Below are 7,760 nucleotides of genomic sequence, written 5' to 3'. Positions count from 1 at the left end.
GGCTGCTCCGCGTCCGGGTGCCGTCCGGGCAGGTCGGGCCGTCGGGCAGGTCGGGCAGGTCGGGCCGTCGGGCAGGTCGGGCAGGTCGGGGCCGTCGGGGCAGGTCGGGGCCGTCAGGGCAGGTCGGGCCGCACCGCACGCCACGACTCGACCTCGGCGCGCAGCCCGGCGTCCCGCACGTGGTCGACGAGGTGCAGCGCGTACCCGCTCAGGTTCCCGGCCCGCCGCAGCGAGCGGAGCACGTCGAGCGACTCCCCGTCCGGCGCGGCGCCGTCCCCCGGCAGCCGCCACGGGGTCGCCGCCGCCTCGGCGGACGTGCGGCCCACGACGTCCAGGAGCGCGCGGACCAGCGCGTCCGGGTCGAGCGCGGGGTCGGCGTCCGCCGGCCGCAGGCCGTGCCGGAGCAGCGCCGCGCAGAGGAGGAAGCACCGCTCGACTACGAGCCGGTCGTCGACGTCGCCGCACTCGCGCGCCACCCGCACGGCGGCGACCGCCAGCCCGGCGCGGGCGAGCCGCTCCTCCGGCGACGCCCCCTCCGGGGGTTCGAGCCCCGTCAGGAGGCCGAGCCACGAGTTCACGCGCTGCCCCGGTGCGGGGTCCCCGCGCAGGGCGAGCAGGCCCGCGCGGCGCGCGGCGGCGTCCAGGGGCAGCAGGTCCGCGGCGGCGCTCACCCGGCCAGCCCCGCGTCCCTGGCCAGCAGCGCCGCCTGCACCCGGTTGGTGAGGCCGAGCTTGGCGAGCAGCCTGCTCACGTAGGTCTTCACGGTCGCCTCGCTCATGTGCAGCCGCTGGCCGACGTCGGCGTTCGACATGCCCAGCCCGAGCAGGGACAGCACCTCGACCTCCCGCTCGGTGAGGCCCCGGACCTGCCGCACGGCCTCCTGGCGGCGCGGCTGGCCGACCTGGGCGACCATGCCGACGACGCGGCTGGTCACCATCGGCGACAGGTACGCCTCGCCCGCGTGCACGGCCCGCACCGCGCGCAGCAGCTCCTCGGGGGCCGAGTCCTTGAGCAGGAACCCGGCCGCGCCGTCGGACAGGGCGCGGACGATGTTGTCGTCCTCCCCGAACGTGGTCAGCACCACGACCCGCACGTGCGGCGCGACCGAGCGCAGCTCGCGGGCCGCCGCCAGGCCGTCCAGGCGCGGCATGCGGATGTCGAGCACGGCGACGTCCACCCGCCGCTCCCTGGCCAGGGCGACGGCCTCGCGGCCGTCACCGGCCTCGGCGACCAGCTCGATGTCGTCGGCTGTGCCGAGGATGGCCTTGATGCCCGCGCGCATCAGCGGCTCGTCGTCGGCGATGAGGACCCGGATCAACGTTCACATCCCCTGGAGGTGGGTGTTCTTCTCGACGAGCCGGCCGCCCGCGAAGCAGAACCGGACGACCCTGGTGGCCTGCGACCGGTAGCTCTGCTGGTCGGCCACGCGGTACTGGCACGTCGACCCGGCGGGTTCCGGCGGCGCGTCGGAGCTGAGGTCGCCCAGCGGCGGTTCGGCGCCGCCCGGCAGCCGCGACATCACCTCGCCCTCGGACCACCCGACCTCGATCGAGTCGTACAGCGGCTGGTCCACGACCTTGGTGAAGGGCTGCGTGCCGATCCACGTGTAGCCGCCCACGACCACCACCACGACGACCCCGGCGAGCAGGATCGAGCCGACGCCCGCCCACTTGCGGATGCCGGTCGGCTTGGCCGGCTCCGGCTGCTCCTCCTCGAACGGCTCGTCGTCCGCCGCGGCGGTGTCCTCGTAGGGCAGCAGGGCCGCGATCCGGAACCCGCCGGTGGGCAGTTCGCCGACGTGCAGCATGCCGCCCGCCAGCCGCACCCGCTCCCCCAGCCCGATCAGGCCGAACCCGGAGCCCCGGGGCTGCCTGGCCCGCGGCGGGTTGTTGCGGACCTCGACGACCAGCGCGTCCGGCTCGTACTTCACGGTGACCTGCACGCTCGCGCCCGGCGCGTGCTTGCTGGCGTTGGTCAGGCCCTCCTGGGCGATGCGGTAGGCGGCGTGGCTGACCTTCGCGGGCAGCGGCACGGGCTGGCCGCCGCGCACCAGGCTGACCCGCACGCCGGCCCGCCGCGCGCCCTCGACCAGCTCGTCGATGGCGTCCACGGTGCGCCGGACCTGGTCCTCCTCGGGCTCGTCGCGCCGCAGCACGCCGATGACGCCGCGCAGCTCCTCCATCGCGGTCAGGGCGGCGGTGCGCAGCACCTGGACGGCCTCGCGCTGCTTGTCGCCCAGGCCGGTGTCGAGCGCCAGCGCGCCCGCGTGCACGGAGATGAGGCTGAGCCGGTGGCCGAGGCTGTCGTGCATGTCCTGGGCGATCCGGTTGCGCTCCCGCAGCCGCACCTGCCGCGACACCATCCGCCGCTCGCGCACCACCCGCTCCTCGCGCTCCTGCAACGCCGCGACCAGGGCGTTGCGCTGGGCGGTGTAGCGGCCGACGAGGAAGGGCAGGGCGATGACCATGCCGTAGACGGTGAGCATCACGAACGCCCCGAACGGGCCGGACAGGCCGGGCGTGGACACGCCCCAGGCCAGCATGTGCAGGGTGAGCGCGAGCACGGCGGTGAGCAGGGCGCGCTGCCACGGCACGATCCGGTAGCCGGCGCCGTAGGCCAGCATGACGACCAGGGCGAGCCCGCCGTGCTCGGTGCTGAACACGACCCACGTGCCGATCAGCAGCGCGAGCGCCGGGAACAGCAGCCGCGACAGGAACAGCGCCACGTAGCCGAGGCCGAGCGCCGCCACGCCCAGGGCGGACGAGCGCCAGTCGGTCGCGATGAGCCAGCCGGGGAACACGTCCATGACCAGCATCACCAGCACCGCGAGCACCTCGCGGCCGACGCGCCACGGCGTCACCCGGGCGAGGCGCCCGGCGTGGGTGCGCAGGAACGCGGTCGGCGCCTCCCGGAGGTCGGGCAGGTCGGGCCGGAACCGCTGGACGCGGTGCACGACAGGGGTCACAGGTGACCACGGTAGAGAACCCGCAGGTCGTCGGCCGCGTTCATTGGTCGCGAAGGTGCTCGACGAAAGTTGACGCGCGGCCGGCGCGGCGCGCCCGCCAGGTCACCACGAGCACGCCCGCGACCAGCAGGGCCGCGCTCACGCCCACCATCAGCGTGGACAGGGCGACGATCTCCGGCGAGACGCCGCGCTTCGACGCCTGGGCGTAGACGAACACCGGCAGCGTCGTCGAGCCCACCCCGGTCAGGTAGCTCGACGTCACCACGTCGTCGAAGGAGAGCAGGAACGCGAACGCGAACCCCGCCGCCACCGCCGGCGCCACCAGGGGCAGCGTGATCGTGCGGAAGGCGACCAGCGGACCGGCGCCCAGGTCGGCGGCGGCCTCCTCCAGCCGGTGGTCCATGCCCGCCACCCGGGCCCGCACCACCACGACGACGAAGCTCAGCGAGAACGCCACGTGCGCCGCCAGCAGCGCCCCGAACCCGAGCGGGATGCCGGCGAGCTTCACGCAGAACCCGAGCAGCGCCACCCCCAGCACCACCTCGGGGACGACCAGCGGCAGGCTGAGCAGGACCGTCCACAGCCCCCGCCCCGGGAACGCCCGGCGCAGCCCGAACGCGGCCAGCGTGCCGATCAGCGTGGCCACCACGGCGCTGGTCAGCGCCAGCCGCAGGGTCAGGCCGAGCGCGCCGAGCACGCGGTCGTCGGCGAACAGCTCGACGTACCAGCGGGTCGACAGCCCGGTGATCCGGCTCAGCGAGCGGGAGTCGTTGAACGACACGACGGCCAGCCACGCGATCGGCGCGTACAGGAACGCGAGGACCAGCGCGGCCACCCCGCCGAGCACCCACGGTCGCCGGGTCACAGCACGTCCTCCCCGCGCCTGCCGCGCAGCACCAGCACGACCACCACGAGCACGAGCAGCAGCACGGCCATCGCCGAGCCCAGCGGCCAGTTGTTGCCGCCCCGGAACTGGTCGTCGATGACGCTGCCGAACGTCGACTGGTCCACGCCGCCGAGCAGCCGGGGCGTCACGAAGTCGCCCGCCGCCGGCACCAGGACCAGCAGCGACCCGGCCAGCACGCCCGGCGCGACACCCGGCAGCACGACCCGGAAGAACGTCGAGGACCGGCCGTGGCCGAGGTCGTGGGACGCCTCGGCCAGCCGGAAGTCGAACCGCTCGCACGCCACGTACAGCGGCAGCACCATGAACGGCAGGAAGCCGTAGGTCAGGCCGAGCACCACCGCGCCGTGCGTCAGCAGGAACCCGCCCTCGCGGTCCAGCCCGACGTACCCGAGCAGCGTGTTGACCAGGCCCTCGCCGTCCAGCAGCGCCTTCCACGCGTAGATCCGGGCCAGGTAGCTCGACCAGAACGGCACCAGCACCGCCGCGAGCAGCGCCGTCCGGTACCTCCCGCCGTGCCGGGCGGTGAACCAGGCCAGCGGGAAGCCGAGGAGCAGGCACAGCAGCGTCGTGGCGGTCGCGTAGGCCAGCGTGCGGCCGAAGATCGGCAGGAACGCCGGGTTCAGGGCCGTCGCGTACGCCTGCGCGGTCCACGGCAGCACGGCCCGCGCCACGCCGGTGTCCCGGGTGGCGAAGCTGAACTGCACGACCAGCGCCAGGGGCGCGATCAGGAACAGGCCGAGCCACAGCCCGGTCGGCGCGAGCAGACCGGTGGCGACCAGCCAGCGGGGACGGGCCATCAGCCGGTCTTGACCCTGGTCCACGCGTCGGCGTAGCGGGCCTCCAGGTCCGCGCCGAGGTCCTTGGTGAACGGCAGCTTCGCCAACTGCTCCTCCGACGGGTACACCAGCGGGTCGTCCAGCAGCTCCGGCTCGATCATCAGCCGGGCGGACTCGTTGGGGCTGCCGTAGCGGATCGCGTTGGCGAGGGCGGCACCCACCTCGGGCCGCAGGACGTAGTCGATGAACCGGTGCGCGTTCGCGGCGTGCGGCGCGTCCTTGGGCACGCACAGCAGGTCGACGTAGGACAGGCCGCCCTCGGTCGGGATGGCGTACGCCACGTCCTCGTTGGCGTCGCGGGCCTGGAAGGCGTCGCCGGAGTACGCCTGCGCCAGCGGCACCTGGCCCGACGTGAGCGGCTCGATCACGTCCGAGGTGATCTGGCCGAGCTTCTTCTTCAGCGCCAGCAGCGCGGCGGCGGCCTCGTCCACCTGCTTCACGTCCGTGGTGTTCGGGTCGTGGCCCAGCACGAGCAGGCCCAGCGCCATGGCGTCGCGCGCCTCGTCGAGGATCGAGCTGCGGCCCTGCGCGGCGGCCAGGTCGAAGGCCGAGAACCCCGTCACGTCGCCGAGCTGGGACTTCGAGTACGCCAGGCCCGTCGTGCCCCACGCCCACGGCACCGAGTAGCGGTTGCCCGGGTCGTACTCGGCCTCGGTGAACCTCGGGCTCAGGTTGTGCAGGTTCGGGATCAGGTCGTGGTCCAGCGGCGAGAGCAGGCCCGAGCGCAGGAACCGGCGCAGGAAGTTGTCGCTCGGCACGACGAGGTCGTAGCCCGCCGCGCCGGAGGCGATCTTGGCCTCCATCTCGTCGTTGGTGCTGAAGTTGTCGTAGGTGACCTCGACGCCCGAGACCTCCGTGAAGCCCGACAGCGTGTCCGGCGCGATGTAGTCGGTCCAGTTGTAGAAGTTGAGCTTCGGCTCCTCGGTGGCGTTGGTCGCCTTCGTCGCCGAGGTCGCCGCGGCGCTCGTGCCGGACGGCGCCTCGCCCACGCCGCACGCGCCGGTCGCGGCCAGCGCGAAGAACGCGGAGGAGCGCAGCATCGTCCGGCGCGTCACCCGGGGGCCGGCGTCCCACAGACGGGCGATCCGGAGGTTCTTGTCGGTCATCTGCGCTCGCTCTCCAGCAGGACGGTGAAGTCGGGGTCCCAGGCCATGCGCACGGGTTGTCCGGGCGCGCCCGCGTCGGTGGTGCGGCGGGTGTTCTGGACGAACGCGACCAGCTTGCCGCCGCCCGGCACGTCCACCACGTACTGCGTGGACACACCGGTGTAGACGACGTCGCGCACGGTGCCGGTGAGCACGCACCAGCCCGTCGGCGGCTCGTCGTCGAGGTCGTGCAGGTGCACCTTCTCCGGCCGCACGGTCGCCGCGACCCGCTGCCCGTGGTTCACCGACCGGGTGAGGGGCGCGCGCAGGCCGGTGACGCCCGGCGCGTCCAGCACCGCCCAGCCGGCGTCCACACCGGACACCGTGGCGTCCAGGATGTTCGAGGTGCCGATGAAGCCGGCCACGAAGCGGGTCGCCGGGCGCTCGTAGACGTCCTCCGGGTAGCCGACCTGCTCCAGCCGGCCCGCGTTCATCACGGCGACCCGGTGGGACAGCACCAGCGCCTCCTCCTGGTCGTGCGTCACGTAGAGGAACGTGGTGCCGACCTCGCGCTGGATGCGCATCAGCTCGATCTGGAGCTCCTTGCGCAGAACCGCGTCCAGCGCGCCCAGCGGCTCGTCGAGCAGGAGGAGCTGCGGGCCCGCGGCGAGCGCGCGGGCGATGGCGACCCGCTGCTGCTGGCCGCCGGACAGCTGCGCGGGCCGCCGCTTGGCGTACTGCCCGAGTCGAACCAGTTCCAGGTGCTCACCGACCACCTTCTTCAGCTCCGGGCCCCTGGTGCCCTTGCGCTTGACGCCGTAGGCCACGTTGTCCCACACCGACATGTGCGGGAACAGCGCGTAGGACTGGAACACGGTGTTCACGTCACGTCGGTGCGGCGGGACGCCCACCATGTCGACGCCGTCCAGCTCGATCCTCCCCGACGTGGGGTGCTCGAACCCGGCGATCATGCGCAGCAGTGTCGTCTTGCCGCAGCCCGACGGGCCGAGGACGGAGAAGAACTCGCCCTCGTGCACGTTGAGCGTCACGTCGTTCACCGCGGTCTGGTCGGAGAAGCGCTTGGTGACGCCGTGGAGCCCGACCTCGACGGGTGCGAAGGTGTCGGGCATGCGTTCCTCGGCCGGGTGGAAGCCGTGGACCGGCTGATCGGTCAACTCGTCGCCTTTCTGGCAGCGCACAGCCCCGGGTGGCAGGGCGGGATCGGTGCGGACGCGCGCGAGGGGTGAGGGTAGACGCCGGAACCGCGCCGCGCACCTCACGTCCCGCGCGGCGCGGGCGTGTGCGACGATTGCGGCGTAGGTGAACGTGATCGGGCAGGAAGGTCGTGCGGCTGTGTCTTCGTCCTCGGAACTGGACAAGCGTCCGGCGGTCGACCCCCACGACGAGCCGTCGGTCGAGTGGGGTTGGCACGGCACCTTCCCGAAGGGCATCAAGATCGCGGGCTGGCTGTCCACGCTCTCCGTGTTCGCCCTGCTGATCGGCAACCACCACGGCCGCACCGAGGACCTCTGGGTCGTCCTGATCGGCCTCGCCATGGCCGCGGGCCTGATCTGGCTCCAGGTGCGCAGCCGCACCTCCTGGCGCCGCTGACCCCCCGCTCCTCCCGGTAGCCCTCGACGCCCCCGTGCGCGAGGGCTGTCCGCGTCCCTCCCCCACGTGAGGGTTCCTCCGCTCGCCCAAGGGGTGGGTGGTGCGCGGGCAACCGGTCCCACGGGCTGGGCACCGGTTGCCCGCACGGGCCTGCGGCAGTTGGCTCGGTGTCGCGCAGCGCACATGCACCTCCCACCCCCGGCAGAGGACGACGCACGTCCGTGACCGACGACGAGATCCGTTCGCCGGCGATCAGCCGGCGCCTGCTCGGCACGCGCGAGGTCGTCCTGGTCCACCACACCGACTGCGGCATGCCCACCGAGGTCGTCTGACGGTCACCGACCTCCGGGAAGGAC

At 73.5% G+C, this 7,760-nt stretch carries 8 protein-coding genes and 1 pseudogene; 2 read left to right on the top strand and 7 right to left on the bottom strand.

Translation table 11 applies throughout. The features are described 5' to 3' along the window. Positions 1–113: 113 nt before the first annotated feature. From ACR807_RS40205 to ACR807_RS40175, 7 genes are read right to left on the bottom strand one after another with little or no spacing between them, the layout of a single operon-like run. On the bottom strand, positions 114–671 hold the full coding sequence (locus ACR807_RS40205; RefSeq protein WP_438926792.1) for a hypothetical protein: 558 nt from the start codon (positions 669–671) through the stop codon (positions 114–116). After that, positions 668–1,318 (bottom strand): response regulator, encoded by a 651-nt coding sequence (locus ACR807_RS40200; protein WP_438926791.1) that lies wholly within the window; start codon positions 1,316–1,318, stop codon positions 668–670. Before ACR807_RS40200 ends, ACR807_RS40205 begins: the two co-directional genes overlap by 4 nt. A 3-nt stretch (positions 1,319–1,321) precedes the next feature. Then, positions 1,322–2,965 carry a sensor histidine kinase gene (locus ACR807_RS40195; RefSeq protein ID WP_438926790.1) on the bottom strand — a complete coding sequence of 548 codons (1,644 nt, stop codon included), beginning with the start codon at positions 2,963–2,965 and terminating at the stop codon, positions 1,322–1,324. A gap of 40 nt (positions 2,966–3,005) precedes the next feature. Then, entirely contained in the window at positions 3,006–3,830 is an 825-nt protein-coding gene (locus ACR807_RS40190; RefSeq protein ID WP_438926789.1) for an ABC transporter permease, read from the bottom strand. Next, entirely contained in the window at positions 3,827–4,669 is an 843-nt protein-coding gene (locus ACR807_RS40185; RefSeq protein ID WP_438926788.1) for an ABC transporter permease, read from the bottom strand. The genes ACR807_RS40190 and ACR807_RS40185 overlap by 4 nt, the downstream gene beginning before the upstream one ends. After that, complete coding sequence (locus ACR807_RS40180) at positions 4,669–5,814, bottom strand: polyamine ABC transporter substrate-binding protein (RefSeq protein ID WP_438926787.1); 1,146 nt, start codon at positions 5,812–5,814, stop codon at positions 4,669–4,671. The genes ACR807_RS40185 and ACR807_RS40180 overlap by 1 nt, the downstream gene beginning before the upstream one ends. Then, complete coding sequence (locus ACR807_RS40175) at positions 5,811–6,968, bottom strand: ABC transporter ATP-binding protein (protein ID WP_438926786.1); 1,158 nt, start codon at positions 6,966–6,968, stop codon at positions 5,811–5,813. The genes ACR807_RS40180 and ACR807_RS40175 overlap by 4 nt, the downstream gene beginning before the upstream one ends. Before the next feature lie 178 nt (positions 6,969–7,146). On the opposite strand from ACR807_RS40175, the gene ACR807_RS40170 reads away from it, so the two are divergent. Together ACR807_RS40170 and ACR807_RS40165 are read left to right on the top strand one after the other, a co-directional pair. Next, positions 7,147–7,404, top strand: coding sequence for a DUF2631 domain-containing protein (locus ACR807_RS40170; protein WP_438926785.1), 258 nt, complete (start codon positions 7,147–7,149; stop codon positions 7,402–7,404). A gap of 221 nt (positions 7,405–7,625) precedes the next feature. Next, a pseudogene (locus ACR807_RS40165) lies at positions 7,626–7,724 on the top strand (carbonic anhydrase); the annotation flags it as partial. Between the last annotated feature and the right edge of the window lie 36 nt (positions 7,725–7,760).

The sequence above is a fragment of the Saccharothrix sabaoui genome, from assembly GCF_051756985.1.
GTDB lineage: Bacteria > Actinomycetota > Actinomycetes > Mycobacteriales > Pseudonocardiaceae > Actinosynnema.
The sequence above is the reverse complement of the archived record's forward strand: the minus strand, read 5'-3'. Positions and strand labels throughout refer to the sequence as shown.